Source organism: Sediminibacterium sp. FW305-C-269 (genome assembly GCF_058231045.1).
This window is the reverse complement of the sequence record NZ_JBIQXQ010000002.1, coordinates 568,440-585,254: the sequence shown is the minus strand read 5'-3', so window position 1 is coordinate 585,254 and position 16,815 is coordinate 568,440. Positions and strand designations below refer to the sequence as shown.

14 protein-coding genes are annotated in these 16,815 nt (G+C 50.6%); 9 read left to right on the top strand and 5 right to left on the bottom strand.

Annotation, left to right across the window (positions count from 1 at the left end; translation table 11 throughout):
* Positions 1 to 13 precede the first annotated feature (13 nt).
* From ACH3Y6_RS07890 to ACH3Y6_RS07870, 5 genes are all read left to right on the top strand, one after another.
* The gene (locus ACH3Y6_RS07890) at positions 14 to 1,183 is read left to right on the top strand and encodes an ABC transporter substrate-binding protein (RefSeq protein ID WP_490835052.1); all 1,170 of its coding nucleotides are present in this window, start codon (positions 14 to 16) and stop codon (positions 1,181 to 1,183) included.
* Positions 1,180 to 1,380: a DUF2256 domain-containing protein gene (locus tag ACH3Y6_RS07885; RefSeq protein WP_490835051.1), complete on the top strand. Its 201-nt coding sequence runs from the start codon at positions 1,180 to 1,182 to the stop codon at positions 1,378 to 1,380. Before ACH3Y6_RS07890 ends, ACH3Y6_RS07885 begins: the two co-directional genes overlap by 4 nt.
* 61 nt (positions 1,381 to 1,441) lie before the next feature.
* Positions 1,442 to 3,925 (top strand): ligase-associated DNA damage response DEXH box helicase, encoded by a 2,484-nt coding sequence (locus ACH3Y6_RS07880; RefSeq protein WP_490835050.1) that lies wholly within the window; start codon positions 1,442 to 1,444, stop codon positions 3,923 to 3,925.
* Positions 3,926 to 3,992: 67 nt separating this feature from the next.
* Positions 3,993 to 4,649 (top strand): ligase-associated DNA damage response endonuclease PdeM, encoded by a 657-nt coding sequence (pdeM, locus tag ACH3Y6_RS07875; RefSeq protein WP_490835049.1) that lies wholly within the window; start codon positions 3,993 to 3,995, stop codon positions 4,647 to 4,649.
* The gene (locus ACH3Y6_RS07870; RefSeq protein ID WP_490835048.1) at positions 4,646 to 5,548 is read left to right on the top strand and encodes a histone deacetylase family protein; all 903 of its coding nucleotides are present in this window, start codon (positions 4,646 to 4,648) and stop codon (positions 5,546 to 5,548) included. The genes pdeM and ACH3Y6_RS07870 overlap by 4 nt, the downstream gene beginning before the upstream one ends.
* 5 nt (positions 5,549 to 5,553) lie before the next feature.
* Here ACH3Y6_RS07870 and ACH3Y6_RS07865 read toward each other — a convergent pair whose 3' ends face one another.
* Positions 5,554 to 8,007: a DUF5916 domain-containing protein gene (locus ACH3Y6_RS07865; RefSeq protein WP_490835047.1), complete on the bottom strand. Its 2,454-nt coding sequence runs from the start codon at positions 8,005 to 8,007 to the stop codon at positions 5,554 to 5,556.
* 127 nt (positions 8,008 to 8,134) lie between these two features.
* Complete coding sequence (locus tag ACH3Y6_RS07860; RefSeq protein ID WP_490835046.1) at positions 8,135 to 8,887, bottom strand: helix-turn-helix domain-containing protein; 753 nt, start codon at positions 8,885 to 8,887, stop codon at positions 8,135 to 8,137.
* 250 nt (positions 8,888 to 9,137) lie between these two features.
* Between ACH3Y6_RS07860 and ACH3Y6_RS07855 the strand changes: the two genes are divergently transcribed.
* The 4 genes from ACH3Y6_RS07855 (at position 9,138) to ACH3Y6_RS07840 (ending at position 12,472) form a co-directional block, all read left to right on the top strand.
* Entirely contained in the window at positions 9,138 to 9,542 is a 405-nt protein-coding gene (locus ACH3Y6_RS07855; RefSeq protein WP_490835045.1) for a putative quinol monooxygenase, read from the top strand.
* Positions 9,543 to 9,623: 81 nt separating this feature from the next.
* Complete coding sequence (locus tag ACH3Y6_RS07850) at positions 9,624 to 11,285, top strand: M14 family metallopeptidase (protein ID WP_490835044.1); 1,662 nt, start codon at positions 9,624 to 9,626, stop codon at positions 11,283 to 11,285.
* Between the two features lie 93 nt (positions 11,286 to 11,378).
* Positions 11,379 to 12,179 carry a 5'/3'-nucleotidase SurE gene (gene surE, locus ACH3Y6_RS07845; RefSeq protein ID WP_490835043.1) on the top strand — a complete coding sequence of 267 codons (801 nt, stop codon included), beginning with the start codon at positions 11,379 to 11,381 and terminating at the stop codon, positions 12,177 to 12,179.
* The gene (locus ACH3Y6_RS07840; RefSeq protein ID WP_490835042.1) at positions 12,176 to 12,472 is read left to right on the top strand and encodes a hypothetical protein; all 297 of its coding nucleotides are present in this window, start codon (positions 12,176 to 12,178) and stop codon (positions 12,470 to 12,472) included. Before surE ends, ACH3Y6_RS07840 begins: the two co-directional genes overlap by 4 nt.
* 6 nt (positions 12,473 to 12,478) lie before the next feature.
* Here ACH3Y6_RS07840 and ACH3Y6_RS07835 read toward each other — a convergent pair whose 3' ends face one another.
* The 3 genes from ACH3Y6_RS07835 to ACH3Y6_RS07825 form a co-directional block, all read right to left on the bottom strand.
* Complete coding sequence (locus tag ACH3Y6_RS07835; protein ID WP_490835041.1) at positions 12,479 to 13,420, bottom strand: N-acetylmuramoyl-L-alanine amidase family protein; 942 nt, start codon at positions 13,418 to 13,420, stop codon at positions 12,479 to 12,481.
* A gap of 144 nt (positions 13,421 to 13,564) precedes the next feature.
* Positions 13,565 to 16,099 (bottom strand): N-acetylmuramoyl-L-alanine amidase, encoded by a 2,535-nt coding sequence (locus ACH3Y6_RS07830; protein ID WP_490835040.1) that lies wholly within the window; start codon positions 16,097 to 16,099, stop codon positions 13,565 to 13,567.
* Positions 16,100 to 16,103: 4 nt separating this feature from the next.
* Positions 16,104 to 16,472, bottom strand: coding sequence for a BlaI/MecI/CopY family transcriptional regulator (locus ACH3Y6_RS07825; RefSeq protein ID WP_490835039.1), 369 nt, complete (start codon positions 16,470 to 16,472; stop codon positions 16,104 to 16,106).
* Positions 16,473 to 16,815 lie beyond the last annotated feature (343 nt).

Genomic DNA, 16,815 nt, shown 5'->3' with positions numbered 1-16,815 from the left:
ACAAACTGTTTGTATGCGATACCTGAAACAGGTCATACTGTTGGTCATTTGTCTCTGGTCCCTGTTGCACACAAGGGCCCAGGACAGTCTTGCCAGGCCGGTGAAAGTAGCCGTCTTCGCACCACTGTATATTGATTCGGCCTTTGCAGGAGAGAATTATAAACTGGGCAAGAGCAACCTTCCCAAATACCTGCTGCCGGGACTTGATTTTTACAATGGCGTCATGCTGGCCATCGATTCACTGAATGCCGAAAGAACGGTAGCAGAAGTGCAGATCTATGACACGAAAAACCCCAACAGCTCACTCGAAGAGCTACTGGCACAGCCCGCATTACAGGATGTATCGCTGCTGATCGCTTCCTTCAATAACCGCAATGAGATCAGGCCCCTGGCAGATTTTGCGCAGAAGAAGAACATCCTGCTCATCTCATCCACCTATCCCAATGATGGCGGCATTACGGATAATCCGAATTTTGTATTGCTCAATCCCACGCTCACTGCGCATATTGAAGCCGTATATAAATACGTACATCGGACCTACCCACTTGATAATGTGATCCTGTTCAGAAGAAAAGGCAATGTGGAAGACCTGATACAGAACATCATCGGCAACCTGAACAAACAGACCCGCGGAGTTCCCGTAAAATTAAAGGCCGTAGAACTGACCGATAGTTTCAGCGTGCAACAGGTGACCGCTTACCTCGACAGCACCAAGCGCAACGTGGTGATCTGCGGCACACTGAACGAGACCTTCGGTTTGAATCTATCCCGGGCACTGAGCAGTTCCAAAGCTTATACAACAGCCGTGATCGGTATGCCCACCTGGGATGCCTTGCGCGATATCGGCAATGGCATCGATATGGTGTATACCACCCCTTACAACTATTCCCGCCAGGACAAACTCAGCATGCAACTCAGCGAGAGATACAAAGCCCGGTATGCGGGCCGCGCCAGCGATATGGTATTCAAAGGATTTGAATCGCTTTATCGTTTCACCAAACTGTTGTTGAAATATGGTGAGGGACTGAAGGATCATTTATCCGACAAGGAATACAAGGTCTTCAACGATTTCGACATACAACCCGTGAGCTCCGGCAAAGAGACCCCGTCCACAGAATACCTGGAGAACAAGAAACTCTACCTGATCCGCAAAATAGACGGCAAACTGAAATCGGTGAATTGAGTCAACCAATCCCTGCAGCAGCTGTTGTAACAGGTATGTGTGCCTCCAAAGCCAATAAGTCTTACCTGCCCACCCGTCTATGCAAGACCTGCGGGCGCCCTTTCAGCTGGCGAAAGAAATGGGCCCATAACTGGGAGCAGGTACAGTATTGCAGCGACCGCAGCCGGATGCAGAAAAAACAGAAAAGCAGCGCCTGAGCAACCCCTGCTGCAACAGAATCCTGTAAATTGTAGCCTGCATCACTACGGGCATTACCACATGAAACTCCAGCAAAGCAAAGGATACCAGATCATCGACCAATGGCTTACGGGCAAGGGTTTCCATGCGTTCGCTTTCCAGGAGCAGGCCTGGCAGCAGATCTTTCAGGGTGAAAGCGGCCTGGTAAATGCACCTACCGGATGTGGTAAGACCTATTCTGTATTCCTGGCTTCGCTGATACAGTTCATCAACGAGCATCCGGACCGCTACCTTACCCAAAAGAACAATGGGTTACAACTGCTGTGGATCACCCCCCTGCGGGCATTGGCCAAAGATATCGGCCGCGCCATGGAAGAAGTGATCAGTGAACTGGGTATGCAATGGCGGGTGGGCATCCGTAACGGCGATACGGATACGGCCGAGAGAAGCCGGCAGAAAAAGAACATGCCCGAAGTGCTCATCATCACCCCCGAAAGTCTGCACTTGTTACTGGCGCAGAAACAATATCCCGACTTATTCGCCTCCCTGCGCATCATTGCTGTAGATGAATGGCATGAATTACTGGGCAGCAAACGCGGCGTACAGGTAGAGCTGGCCATCAGCCGCATCGTGAACTGTCAACGTTCGCAAGAAACACCCGGCAAAACAGCTGTCAGCGTATGGGGTATCAGCGCCACCATCGGTAATTTACCGGAAGCCAAAGATGTATTGCTGGCTCCCTTGCAAAAAGAAGGTGTCATCATCCGTGCGCAGGTGAACAAAGAGATCATAGTAGAATCCATCCTGCCCGATGAGATCGAGAAATATCCCTGGGCCGGTCACCTCGGTATCAAACTGGCCGAGAAGCTGGTTCCCATCATCGAACGGAATAGGACCACACTCATCTTCATCAACACAAGGGGTATGAGTGAGACCTGGTACCAGACCCTGCTGACCGTTGCCCCGCAACTGGCCGGAGCCATCGCCCTGCACCATGGAAGTATTGAGCAGGAACTCCGGTTATGGGTGGAAGACGCTTTGCACACCGAGAAGCTGAAAGCCGTGGTCTGCACTTCCAGTCTCGACCTTGGTGTGGATTTCAGGCCGGTGGATGCAGTGGTACAGGTAGGTTCACCCAAGGGCATCGCGCGTTTCCTGCAACGTGCCGGAAGGAGCGGCCACAGACCCGGCGAACAGAGCAGGATCTATTTCCTGCCCACCCATTCACTGGAACTGCTGGAAGTGGCCGCATTGAAAACAGCCATCAGGGAAATGGCCATCGAAAGCCGCGAACCCCTGCTGCTCTGTTTTGACGTATTGCTGCAATGGCTCTGCACACTGGCCATCGGCGAAGGTTTTGAACAGGCGGCACTGTACAGGGAGATCAAAAGCACCCATTGTTTTGCAGACATCACCGAAACCGAATGGCAGGACATCCTCCTGCACCTGACCATCGGCGGCAAAGCCCTGCAGCAATACGATGAATATAAAAAAGTGGAAATAGAGGATGGCCGTTACGTGATCAGGAACCGCCGCATTGCCATGCGGCACCGCATGCATATCGGCACCATCGTCAGCGATGCCATGCTGAAAGTGAAACTGATGAAGGGCGGGTATATCGGTGTCATCGAAGAATGGTTCATCAGCCGCCTGGAACCCGGAGACGTGTTCACGCTGGCCGGGCGCAACCTGGAACTGGTGATGATCAGGGAAATGGATGTACTGGTACGCGTTTCCCGTTCAAAAAAATCCATCGTACCCTCCTGGATGGGCGGGCGCATGAGCCTGACCGCCAACCTGGGACAGATCCTGCGCCAGACCTTCGACAAAGCCCTGCACGATGAGGACGAGATAGAACTGCAAAGCCTGCATGGACTGTTTGAACTGCAGCAGGAACTCTCGCATATCCCAAGACATGATGAATTACTGATCGAACAGATAGAGGACAAAAATGGTTTTCACCTGTTGGTCTATCCCTTTGAGGGCCGGCAGGTGCATGAGGCCCTCAGCGCCATACTGGCTTACCGCATTGGTCAATCCCTGCCCATCACGTTCTCCATCTCGATGAATGATTACGGGTTTGAGTTGCTGAGTGACCAGCCAGTACCCGTTGACGACAGCAATGTGCGTGAACTATTCTCTACCGATCACCTGCTTGCCGATATCCAGAAAAGCATCAACAGTACCGAGATGGCCAGGCGAAAATTCCGGGATATTGCTGTGATCGGCGGGCTCATCTTCCAGGGCATGCCGGGAGAGCGTAAAAAAGCCAGGCACCTGCAATCATCTGCCTCCCTGCTGTTCAAAGTGTTTGAAGAATACGAGCCCAACAATATCCTGCTGAAACAGGCCTACCAGGAAGTACTGATGCAGCAGATGGATGAAGTGAGACTGCGTATGGCCATGCAGCGGATCCATGATCACAGCAACATCGTGCTCCGGTTCCCGAAACAGCTGACGCCACTCTCCTTCCCGATCATCGTGGATGGACTGAACCGGAACCACTATTCATCCGAGAAACTGGAAGACAGGGTCCGCAAAATGCAGGCACAACTGGAAAAATGAACAGCACCCGTCATCCTACACACATGCGGCACCCTTTGCAAGAGCCTAGCCTTTATCTTTGCGCACCATGACGGCCCCTGTGTTACATACTGTCCGCAACAACCGGTTCTGGTTATCTCCCCAACGCTGTATCTTTTGGGAAGAGGAACAGGCATTGATCCTGTCCGACCTGCACTTCGGCAAGACGGGGCATTTTCGCAAACATGGTATTGCTGTGCCACAGCAGGTGTACCGGGAAGACCTGCAGCGGCTGGTAGACCAGATCGGCCATTTCAAACCCAGCAAGATCATTGCCGTGGGCGACCTGTTTCACAGTGTTGCCAACAAAGAGATGGACTGGTTCCTAAAATGGCGACAGGACTTGGGCCCCATCGATCTCATCCTGGTAAAAGGTAATCACGATATCCTGTCAGAAAACTGGTATACAGATGCAGCCATCTCCGTTGTTACCGGAACCTATTCCATAGGCGGTTTCGGTTTTGTACACGATCCGGAAGAAGTTGCGGATCAGAACGATCAGTATATTTTTTCGGGACACCTGCATCCCGGCATACATATCAACGGGCTGGGCAAACAAAGCCTCCAGTTCCCCTGTTTCTATTTCGGAAAAAACAGCGCGATCCTTCCCGCATTCAGTAAGTTCAGCGGGCTGGCCATCGTGAAAAAGAAAAAAACGGATACCATTTACGCCATTGTGAACCAGACATTAGTTCCTGTTACATGATCAGTATTGCCTACGACCCTATATACGCACACCCGCTTCCGGAAGGTCATCGTTTTCCGATGCTGAAATATGAATTGATACCGGAGCAGTTATTGCACGAAGGAAGTATCGAACAGGAACAGTTATTCTCTCCACAAGCCTGTTCAGATGAGATCCTGCTGCTGACACATGACCGGGAATATATCAACAAACTGGAGCAGCAAACACTGAGCGCTTCCGAGCAGCGCAAGATCGGATTTCCGCAATCGCCCTTACTGACCAAACGTGAACGCATCATTACACAGGGAACCATTGACTGCTGTTACCGGGCCATGCGGTCGGGCTGCGCGCTGAATGTGGCAGGTGGTACCCACCACGCATTCAGGGACCGTGGCGAAGGTTTCTGTTTGCTGAACGATATGGCCGTGGCCGCCAATTATCTACTGCAACAACAAGTGGTCAAACAGGTACTCATCATTGACCTGGATGTACACCAGGGCAATGGTACGGCCAGCATTTTTGAAAACGAATCCAGGGTATTCACGTTCAGTATGCATGGCGGACATAATTATCCCTTTCACAAAGAACGATCCGACCTGGACATCCCTTTGCCCGATGGTACCGATGAAGCTACCTATCTCAGCATATTGACCGAGACCCTACCCAAACTGATCGATGAAGTGAGACCCGATCTCGCTTTTTACCTGTCCGGCGTTGACATACTGGATACCGATAAATTCGGCAAACTGAAAGTGAGCCTGGCCGGCTGTAAACAACGCGATGCTTTTGTATTCGAAACACTGCACCAACACGGCATCCCCGTTACGGTTGCCATGGGCGGCGGTTACTCACCCGATGTACGGACCATCGTGGAAGCTCACTGCAATACGTTCCGGTTGGCGAAAGATATTTTCGGTTAAGTTGACTATGTCTTGGGTTTCTTCTGCTGCAGGCTAAGATAGTCCAGGTAATAGATCAGCCTCACGGTGAGTTCATTGCCATGCGGTTGCTGGAACACCTGTCCCAGGTTACCCAGGTAACTTTTGTAGTTCATACCATTGATCGGGAAATCGGTACCCAGCCAGTTCTTATAACCGATGATGAGTTTGCTGCCGTATTTGAAATCCCAGGTATAGAACATATCCAGGTTAAAGGCATTGAAGTTCTGGTCCTGGCCGTTCACGAACGCATGAGGCAACAGGTCGCCGTTGGCATCCACGTTAAAGAATTGGGTATACGTCACTTTGCTCCAGTAATGTCTGGCCCGCATGGATACATTCATGCGCGGAGAAAAATTATAGATCGCATTCACAATGGAAGTCAGGCTCTTCATCTCACGCCTGCCCGCGATCGGTTCACCGGAAGCCTCTCTGAATGCGAACCCATAGTTACCCCGATCACTTACACCGGATATATCCAGGTCCAGGCTGAAATGTTCATCGAACCGGTAACGTGGACCGATCTGCCAGGTAAAATACGGGTCCTGTGGCAAGGGCGATTCTGCAAAACCCAGCTGGTAACGCATAAAAAAACGTTTGCGGCTATCGCTGCTGCCGTTGGCGCCAATATACCAGTAAGGCGTTTTTTTCATGACCCTGCCGGGGGTGCGCAGTTCAAAGAAGTCGCGCTGCCATACGGGCTGCCAGTTAGCGTTGAACGTGATGTCCCAGAAATTCTTGAAGAAATAAAAAGCTTTTCCCTGCAACACATAGTTCGAGAACCGGAACGGTTTGAACAGGTATACCGGTAAGACGCTGAGGCTGTAATTATAACTCAGGAAATGTTGGGTGGGCGTGAAACTGTTATAACTGATCCTGCCCACAGCAGAGACCTCATTGGGCGAACGCAGGATGCCCAGGTCGTTGGGATCATACCGTTCCGACTTGATGCTGTTGGATACCAGGTACTGCAGTTTGCCGCTCACTTTACCATAACTGATGGCGCTGCTGAAGCCGGTATATTTTTCTACACCCGCTATCTGGCTGAATTTACCCGACCAGGCAAAATTGTGTCGGTTACCTGCATCGAACAGGTTCACATCCACACCGGATACGTTCGCATTCCTTCTGCCGCCGCTGCGCCATACGTTCGTATTGGTGAACGTGAGCGATGAACGGTTGGGCAAAGCCTGGTCAAGCACCAGGATATTGTAATTGGTCAGGGGCTCTGTTTCAATGGTGGTGGTTGCTTTGGTGGTCCTGTCCTCGATCACGGCATGAATGGGCGAACCAATGGCGTTGAACACACCGATGCCCAGTTTCTTCTTGGTACGTCCCGAGAATTTGGAAGCATTGATCAGCTGTGTAACACCCGGGTTGGAAACGATCTCCAGGTTGGGATCGCTGTTCACCATATTTCTCACGGCAGCATACCCCGCTGGTGTGCCACCTACCCTCCTGGAATAGAACAGGCCCGCTTTGTTGAACAGTTCGATGCCTTCGGTGAAGAAAGGACGGTTCTCCTGGAACTGCACTTCATAAGGTGTCAGGTTCAGCACCACATTATCAGACACCACCTGTCCGAAATCGGGGATCACCGTGGCATCCAGTGTAAAACTCTCGTTAATGCCGTATTTTACGTCCATACCCCCATTGCGCAGGAAATCTGTTTTCCTGGAACCGTTGGCATAAGGCACCGTTCTGAAACCCGAAGTGATATACGGCAGAAATGACAAACGCAAAGGCGGTGTGATATGGTCCACACCCGTCAATGCACCGAACTGGTTCACAAAACCTCCCTGTGCGGGATCCACTTTGTTCCAGAATACACTCTCATTGGTGCGGCGCATATACCGCTGGAAATTGATACCCCAGTCCTGCACTTCTTTTCTCGCAAAACGCAGGGCTGAATAAGGGATCTTCATTTCTACCGACCAGCCGTCTTTCTGGTGTTTTACACTGCTTTCCCAAACAGCGTCCCAGCTGTAATCGGTGGGCAGGCCGAACTGCGAGACCATGCTGGCCACCAGTCTGCCATCAGACTGCACATTACGGGAGGTCACCAGGAACTGGAAACCGTTCTGGTCATCGTTATAGGTATCAAAGAATACGCTGAAATAATCCACATCCTTGCGTTGTTCCCCATCGCGTGAGGTGAGCTGTTTGCGGATCTTGGGCATCACATCGAACAGGTAGGCGCCAACATATACGGCCTGGTCATCGTACAGCACGTATACATGGGTGTTCTGTGAGGCGGGTTCTCCAAAATGGGGCATATTGGAAACAAATCCTTCGGCACGCTGGGCCTGGCTCCAGACCTTTTCGTCCAGCAGGCCATCGATCTTGACAGGCGACTGTATGCGCAGGGCAGACAGTTTCTTTTCCTGTGCAGAAACAATGGCAGTAATGGCAATGGCAATAATCGTGAGTATGTTTCTCATGCTTTGTAAGGTGGCGCAAAAGTAAGGATTGCAGTAGCTGTGTCTGCGAAAAATATATGAGTGGAAAAAACAAAGCAGCTTTGTTCAAGCTGCTTTGTGAATATGACAAAAGAACCTTATCCGTTCCTTAATTCAGTTTCTTTTTCAGGCTGCTCACCTGTTCCTGCAGGTTGTTCACCATACCTGCCAGCTGGTTCACGTCCCAACGCGGACCGGTATTGGCTTTCTGCATGATGTAAACAGCTTTCCATACTTCCAGCACGTCTTCGGCGCTGACATGGTAGGGCTCGTATTGCGGGTTATCGCTGATCAGGGTGATCTTGTTCTTGAGGCGGTTGTTCTTCATGATGCGCTTATATACCACACCTTCGTTCTTAGACAGTACCACATAGGTATTGCTGTTCTTCACATCTTCCAGGTCATCCACTTTTTCGCCCACGATCACGCTGCCGCTGGGGGTAGGTAACATACTGTCACCCACGATCTCAAAAGCGCGGTACTGACCGGGCCCCAGCATGGGAAGGGTGAAAGTGTTCAGTTCATCCACAAATTCAGGATCGCCATAACCGGCCAGGTAACCGGCGGCAGCTTTTACCGGCACAAAGCGGATCTCGGCCACTTCGTTCACCATTTTCAGCTGCCTTCTTTTTTCCAGGTAACTGAGCGCTTTGGGGGCCGAGAGGTCCTTGAACAGGAAATCCTCCAGGCTCAGTTTGAACGTGCTGCAGATCTGTTCCATCACTTCCAGTCGGGGTTCCGCACGTTCCTCTTCATATGCACCCACCAATGACCGTTTGATCTTGAGTTTGTTGGCAAATTCTTCCTGTGTCCAGCCGCGCAGCTTGCGCAGGTAACGGAGATTTTTTCCGGCGTATGACATAGCTAACTGATTTAGTTAGCAATTTACTAATATTTTTAGCTAACTGCCAAATTTATTTTTTCATACCCCCTGTTCCAGCTGTTCATCCAGCCCTGAGCAACACAGATGCATGCTCCTAAGTAAAGCCAAAAAAACAGAACCGCCCCACACAAAGATCGTCACAGAAACCCCTCTTTGCCATTACCCACAACCTCCGTAATTTGTTTTCGCAGACAACCGAAACTGCCCTCACCCAACAACCACGCACTTTATGAAGTATTATTTATGCATCCTCCTGGCGCTCCTGCCCTGCGGCTGCCTCCTGGCACAGGATGACAGCCTGATGGTCCGCATAGCGGAAATAGAGATCCATCCGGATCAGCTAGCCCGGTATACGGCCATCCTGAAAGAAGAGGCCAGGGCATCGATAGAACGGGAACCCGGAGTGATCACCATATTCCCCATGTTCCAGAAGGACCATCCCAACCAGGTGAGGATCCTGGAAATATATGCCAGCCGCAAAGCCTATGAGTCGCATCTGCGGTCGCCCCATTTCCTGACATACAAGACCAGCACCCAGTCCATGGTAGCTTCGCTGAAACTGCTAGATATGCAGGCAATGGATGCCGCAACAATGCCCGCCTTGTTCCGAAAGTTCGCGGATAGAAAGGAATAAGGTCCCCACTCACCCGTTTGCCCTTTTTTTTAGGCAAACCAAAGCTCTTACTGTACTTTCCTCCTCCAAAACAAACGGTTCATGAAAAAATTTCTCCTTGTTACCCTGCTTTTGACTGCCACCGGTGTATTTGCACAGTCGCAGCAGAGTTGGTCAGACGATCTGCTGATCACCCCCGAGCGTTCCAACTTCGACAAAACATCCACCTATGGCGATGTGATGAATTTTCTCAATGCCATCAAAAGCAAAAGTCCCTATATACAACTGACCACCATCGGCAAAAGTCCCATGGGGAAAGAGATCCCAATGGCCATCCTGGCCAACCCGGCCGTGAGTACGCCCGAACAGGCCAAAGCTTCCGGTAAGGCGGTGATCTATGTACAGGGCAATATCCATGGCGGCGAAGTGGAAGGCAAGGAAGTGGTGATGATGCTGATGCGCGATATCCTGCTTGGCAACAAGACACAGTTACTGCAAAACCAGGTCATTCTGTTCCTGCCGATCTATAACACGGATGGAAATGATAAAATGGCCCCGGGTCTGCGTCCCAGCCAGGAAAACAGCCCGCTGGAAACCGGCGTACGCGAGAACGGCCAGGGACTTGACCTGAACCGCGACGGTATCAAGATGGAAGCCCCCGAAACACAGGCACTGATCCAGAACGTGATCAATGCCTGGGACCCGCAACTGAGTGTGGACCTGCACACCACCAATGGTACCTGGCACGGGTATTCGCTTACCTGGGCACCCAGTTATCTCTATGCAGGTGAGCCCGCCACATACCGGTATACCAATGATGTGATGTTACCTGCCATCACCAGAAATGTGAAAGAGAAAAATGGGCTGTACTTTGGCCCCTTCGGCGATTTCAATGTGCGCGATGGCTGGCCGGTGAAAAATTTCTATACCTATAACCACCATCCCCGTTACCTCATCAACCAGTTCGGACTGCGCAACCGCATGGGCATCTTAAGTGAGTCGTTTGCGCATGAGCGTTTTTTCCAGCGCATCTATAGCACTTACACTTTCGTGACCGAAATACTGGAACATACCAACCAGCACGCCCAAGAGATCATACAGACCAACCATGACGCAGAACAGGCCGCTATCCGGAACGTACTGGAGAACGCAGGCAAAGTGAACAAGGGCGTACGTTTTAAAATGGTACCGACCGAACAACCGCTGAAAGGATTCCGCTCTTATGAGTACACCAGCTTTACCAGACCCGATGGCAGCAGGTCATGGGTGAAGAAGGGGAATATCGTTACCTACGACAATGTGAACTATTACGGTGCCTTCAAAGATACCGTGCAGAGCCTGCTGCCCCGTGGCTATATCATACCCGCAGAACAGGCGGCCATTGCAGAACACCTGGTGAAACAGGGCGCAAAACTGGAGAAGATAGAAAAAGCGGAAAAGATCAGCGTGGATGTGTTCGTGGTGGAAAGATACACCCGCGCACAGCGCAAGTTCGAGGGACACCTGATGGCTTCTGCCGAAGGACATTTTGAGCGGATCACCAAGACCCTGAAAAAAGGAGATTACAAAGTGGATATGGCACAACCGCTCACCAACCTCATCTTTTATACACTGGAACCCCAATCGGACGACGGGCTGCTGAACTGGAACTTCTTCGACAATTACCTGGACCAGAACGGCGTTGCCACCCAACCGGTGGAGTACCCGGTGTATAAATATTACAGCTGGCCTGCAACAGAAAAAGTGAAAGAGGCAAAGAAATAAATTTTGTGTGCAGAACGGGATGGCTCGGTAAAGATGACGTTGATTTTACCGTGCATTCCCGGCACGCAACCATCTTAATCGTATCTTGCAGCCATGGCAAAAGTGAAAAAGACAAAGAAAAAACAGCCGGTGATCCTGATCACCAATGATGATGGCGTAACCGCACCGGGCATACGCGCCCTGGTGGAAGCGGTAAAAGGACTGGGTAAAGTGATCGTAGTGGCGCCCGATAAACCACAGAGTGGTATGGGACACGCCATCACCATTGGCAACCCATTGCGTCTGCAGAAAGTGAATGTGTTTGAAAATGAGAATGTAGAAGCCTGGGCCTGCAGCGGTACACCGGTGGACTGTGTAAAACTGGCGGTCGATAAAGTGATCCACAGCAAACCCGATATCTGTTTGAGCGGTATCAACCATGGCGCCAATCACTCCATCAATGTGATCTATTCAGGAACCATGTCTGCCGCACTGGAAGCCGCCATTGAAAGTATTCCCAGCATCGGGTTCAGTCTGCTCGACCTGAGCATTGAAGCAGATTTCACCGCAGCGAAAAAATATGCCAGGATCCTGGTGGAACATGTACTGAACAGCGAGCCGCACGACAAACACCTCTGCCTGAACGTGAACATCCCCAAGGGCGAAGAAAAGATGATCAAGGGTATCAAGATAGCCCGCCAGGCCTACGCCAAATACGAGGAGGAGTTCGATGAAAGAAAGGACCCGCACGGCAAAAGATACTACTGGCTCACCGGTGAGTTCATCAACTTCGACAAGGGTAAGGACACAGATGTATGGGCGTTGGAGAACAATTTCGTGAGTGTGGTGCCTGTCCAGTTCGACCTGACCAACAATGAACTGAAAAAGAAACTTGAAAAATCCTGGAAATTTTGATTCTGAGTAAAGACAACCGGAAACTTGGCCTGGTGCTGGGTTTCCTTTCTCCACTGGTGGGTTTCACCGCTTATTACCTGGCCCGTTTCCGCATCTTCTCGGTGCAGGAATTCTGGCAGGTACTGATGATGCAGAAATCCCTGTTATCGGGCATCATCAGCCTGGCGCTGATCGTGAATGCGGTGGTGTTCACGCTGTACATCAACCAACGAAAGGACAAGACCGCTACGGGCATCTTCATTGCCACCTGTATCTATGCAATAGTGGCTTTGGCGTTCAAATGGTTCTTCTGAACCTGATCATTTACTGCCGGTAGGTAAAGCAGTACCGTTCACCTGTGCTTCCAGCGAAACACGGTATCTTTTTACGGCGCGGGCAATGGCTTCAGCGGTCTGCTGCTGCCCATCTTCACTGGTGATGAGTTCTTCCTCTTCCGGATGTGATAAGAAACCCACTTCTATCAGGATGGCCGGCATGGCCACGGCCTGTAATACCCAGATCCCTTTTTCATCCCGCTGTTTGGCGCCGCGGCTTACCCGTCCGGAACGTACAAATTCCTCTTCCACCGTTTCAGCCAGTTTGCGGCTGCGGTTGGCATATTCCTGTGTACGCATGGAGTTGATCATCTTCATGGCAGGATTGTTATCAAAACCATCCACCACCAGCACCGCGGTATCCGAGAAATTGTTCTCCATCAGGGCTTCTTCCTTGTCCTTGGTCTTGCCCACCCCCCAGATATAGGTCTCGGTTCCCATAGCGGGGTTCGGCGTGTACCAGGTGCGGTATTCCGGGATCTTCTTTTTGATCTTCTTGCCCTTGCGTTTAATGGTCTTGGTGGTATAACCCGTGATCTCGGTATGCCGTATGGGCGCTACATCATTACAATGGATGGAAATGAACAGGTCGCCCTTGGCGGCATTGGCCTTATTGGCCTTTACAATGGGGCTATTGAATTCATCAGTGGTACGGGTCATGATCACTTCCACATCGGGCATCTGGCTGGTGATCACATCGCGCAGTTTGAGACCGATGGCCAGGGCCACATCTTTCTCTTCCATCTTTTTACCCGATGCACCATAGAACTTACCCGCAATGGCAGAGGGACCACCATGGCCCGGATCGATCACGATCCGCTTCAGCGGGTGCTTCATGGTCTTGCCCTTATCGGCCTGTGCGTTGGCAGGCTGTGATACCAGCAAAAAAAGGAGCCATATGAGAGAAAAAAAAGGTCTTGTTTTCATCGGGGGTCGACTGTTATTGAATAACGAACGAAACAGCTTTTTAGTATCCCCAAATATAAAAAACCGACCCCTATCCGGGAGCCGGTCCTAAGCAGGTTTCAGAAAGTTTTACTTTCTGTTAAGGTTTATCTTTTTACGGATCCGTTATTTCTTCACTACCAGCGTGATCGCCTGCCGGTGCCGGTACAATACCGGCTGCCCGTTCTGCCTGGCAGGTATCCACCTGGGACCATTCTTAATGAGGCGAATGGCTTCTTCCACCGTTCTGTAACCGGGATTGTTCTCTGCCGTAACATTGCTCACGTTGCCATCTTCCCCTATCAGAAAGGATACTTGTACAGTATAGGTTCCAGGCGGTGTTCCGTTCTTTGCCAGATCGCTACGTTGGTTGCGCGCCAGGTATTTTTGAAAAGTTGCCTGTCCACCGCGAAATGCAGGAAGGTTCTCCACTTCCGTAAAGATCTTGTATCCTTTGTACACAGGTCTTGCCACCAGTTCTGTTTTCACCGCAAAGGGTCTTTTGGTAACGATCTCCACTACCCCATTGCGGGCCTCATCCCCATACCTGCTGATCGAGGCCGAATCCTTGCGCACATTAACGGTAGCGATCTCATCCGGTTGCACGGCAGCCAACGATCCCTTCACACCATCCACCAGGATCAGCACATCTTTGGGCAGGCTGTCGGTATGCGGGCGAACGGTGACACTGGTCACACCCAATTTGCGACTGTTGATCTTTGCAGGAGAGAAGTTGGCGGAAAAATTATTGACTGACACTATGCCAGAAGCATTCGTTGCTTCCTTTACAGTCACTGTTTTACTGGTGAGCAGGATCACACCGTTCCTGCCTTCTTCGCCATACAATGCGGTGGCTGATTCGTTCTTCAGAACATTCACCGACTGTATTTGTGCCGGGTTGATGCTGGCAATGGAATCATAAACGATCTTTCTGCCATCCAGAACCACCAATGGTTGCGGCAGTTTGGTTGGCTGGGTAGGGATCAGCACCACTCCGTTCTTTGCAGTAGCTAAATTTTTTCTCTCTGAACCTTTTAAGCTATCAGCTTTCACAATAACCGTGTCGATATAGGTTCTTTTGCTTTTGACCAGGTATTCATTTATCCCGTTCAAAATAGACACTGCTATTTCTTTACGGGAGCTTATCGTCTGCAACTTGGCAAGACCAACAGGATTACTCATCAAATCGGCTTCGATCACAACAGATGGACTATTCAATTGATTCAATAGATGACCTGTTGCAGTGCTGGATCGAATCCCGATAATGGGAGATTTCAGCGGGGCCATCGCAAAAGCGATCTCACTGGCCAATATCCGGCTTAACAGCGATTGTTCGGGTACAGCATCAGGAATATAAAATCTGATACCCCCAGGGAAGTTGGAAGTTTGGGTTGCGGACTTTGGCTTTATGGCAATAGCATCATTTGCATGCAACAACAGGACCAGGTCAGGATTGTATTTATTGGTCAATTCAGCCGCCTGCTTAAAGGGCATGGTCTTATCAGTTTCACGGGTCAGGATGACACGGATCTGATCATTCCCATTCATTTCTTTGATCGTTTTTGCCAATGCCAGCGTCAGTTCGGATTCCTTGGTGCCATCCGCGGCTACTACCCCTGTGTTTTCTCCTCCATGCCCCGGAATAAGCACAACAGTATACGTGCGATCAAGCACCGCAACATTGGACACATTGATATTTGTTTGTGCCTGACTGCCCGCTACAACATCCACCATATTCTCCATCACCGTAGCAACCGACAAGGGGCCTTTGGCCCTTTGTCCCGGACTTCGGAACGCGAACAGTAATACCAGCACCGCCAGCATGGGCAGTACCACTAACCGGCGCAGGTAACTGAATCTCGGGTTACGGTCATTGGTCAGCATCTGTAATCTTCTTTTGATGGGCGAGAAAAAGAAAGGGTTGGCCAGATCAAAGCGTTGTTGCGGATAGGCCGCCGTGAGCAGCATCTGTGCCAGTGCAGCAGTATCGCCATCGCCCACCGCTTTTTTATCGGCAATGAACTCATGGATCATTTCCATCTCTTTCTTCAGCAGCCAGAAGAAGGGATTGAACCAACCAGCCACCAGTACCAGTTGCAGGATCAACTTATCCAGTGAATGTTTCTGTTGCACATGCGTCAGTTCATGTTGCAGTATCTGTTTGCCGGCCTCACTGCGCAGGTCTATCTCTTCGTTCCAGAAAATATACCGGAAAAAGGAAAAGGGTGTGCCCGGTGCCTGTGTCAATATCAGGTACACATCGCCCACGTTCTTGCAGGAATGTTGTTTCAATAAACGATACAGGCGGATGAACGAGTTCACCAGTCCCGCCAGCAGCACCGATGCCACCACCAGGTACAGGATACAGGCGGCCATATCCCAGTTCCACTGGAAACCGCTGCGGGTAACGGCCGCTTCTATACGGGTATTGTTATCCGCCACCACAGAGAGCAGCTGCAGCACCTGCAGGTCATCTGTTACGGATGGGCGCTGCCACTGGATCTTCACCAGGGGCACCACCCACGACAACAGGGCCAGGGCCAGCAGGTAGAACCGGTTGTAATGGTGAAAACGCTTGTTGCGCAACACCAGCCAGTAATACCCCATCATGATGCCGCTGCAGAGTATCACCTGAACAAAGTAATAGGCGGTTGTGAACATCTGTCTATTTTTTGGCTTGTTTGTGTTTGATCTGTTGCAACAGCAGCTCTAGTTCTTTCACACTCAGGTTCTTCTGTTTCACCATAAAGGATACCGCATCCGTGAACGACCCTTCAAAATAACCGTTCACCAGCGTGCGCATGCTGCTGGAGGAATATTCCTCTTTCGATACCAGCGGGTAATACTGGTGCACCCTGCCCACAGGAGTAATGCCCACAAACCCTTTCTCTACGAGGATCTTCAAAATAGTGGCCACCGTATTCGAATGCGGCCGCGGTTCAGGCTGTGCCTCTACAATGTCTTTCAGGAAAGCTTCTTCCAGTTTCCAGATCGTCTGCATGATCTGCTCTTCTGCCTTGGTCAACGGTTTCATGGGGAGATTTTTTACATTTCAAATATAATAACTAAGTAATTAGTTTAACAACTATTTTCATAGTTAATAAATAAACATATCTAACGAGTTGTGCTATTAACCTCTTACTATGATCGGAGCCCCTCTGCGCAAACTCTGCCCCTCCTGTTCTCTGCGGTGAAAAAAAACCTCACAAAAAGGCCGGTCGCTATTGTTCGGGATGTTATTCACCGCAGAGAACAGGAGAACGGGGAGTTTGCGCAGAGGTTTTCATAATACAACACGTAATTGCCTACTTAGTTATTCCCCGTCCCATTCGAATTCGGTATTTTGCAGCCTCACCAATTTCCCTGCGGGAGATCAG